The following is a 754-nucleotide window of genomic DNA, read 5'->3' as shown; positions in this document are numbered from 1 at the left end:
TTTATTAGTGGTAAGTCATGGAGATGCAGATCATGCCGGCGATAGCGACTGGGTTGTTAAGACCTTAAGGCCGCGAGAAATCGTAAGTGGTGAGCCTGATAGACTCAAAACTAAGACAAACACAGAGAGTTGTCTTGTCGGGCAAACGTGGGGCGCTTCTAATATTAGTGTCGAAGTGCTTTGGCCCCTCGATGTATCTGGTTTGTCAAAAAATAGCAACGCGCGCTCTTGTGTTCTCAAGGTGACTTTCTACGATACGTCGTTTTTGTTAATGGGGGATATAGAAGGGGAAGAAGAGTTTGATTTTGTTCGTCACTACTACGAAAACAATAAAATAGATCTTCTAGATGCAGACGTTCTTATTGCGGGGCATCACGGTGCATTTAAGGCGAGCAATCATGCTTTCTTGAAGCATGTTCAACCTGGATATGTCGTTTTTTCTGCTGGCTATGCAAACCGATTTAATCATCCGCATGCGAGCGTATTGGAAAGGATAAATTCTCACGCAGCAAATCCATTGATTACTTATGAAAGCGGAGCCATTTTTTTCGATGTCACTGATCGAGGACTTAGTGTTACAAGGACAAGAAGTGATGCAAATAACTATTGGCTCCTACCTTAATTCACAGATTTCTGAAACGTTACCAATTGAATAGGGGGGCAGACTTCTCAAACACTGGGTTTATGATAAAGTACCGACATTCGGCACTGTTGCTGTTATAAAAAAATTAAAGCGGCCTCGCTTCTTAGGAGA

1 protein-coding gene is annotated in these 754 nt (G+C 42.6%); it reads left to right on the top strand.

Going from position 1 to position 754, the window contains the following annotated elements:
- Positions 1-622, top strand: a 622-nt coding sequence (locus A3738_RS30505; RefSeq protein ID WP_369819762.1) for a ComEC/Rec2 family competence protein, incomplete at its 5' end; no start/stop codon positions are given.
- Positions 623-754 lie beyond the last annotated feature (132 nt).

This window comes from Oleiphilus sp. HI0066, assembly GCF_001635725.1.
This window is presented reverse-complemented; position numbering and strand designations above follow the sequence as displayed.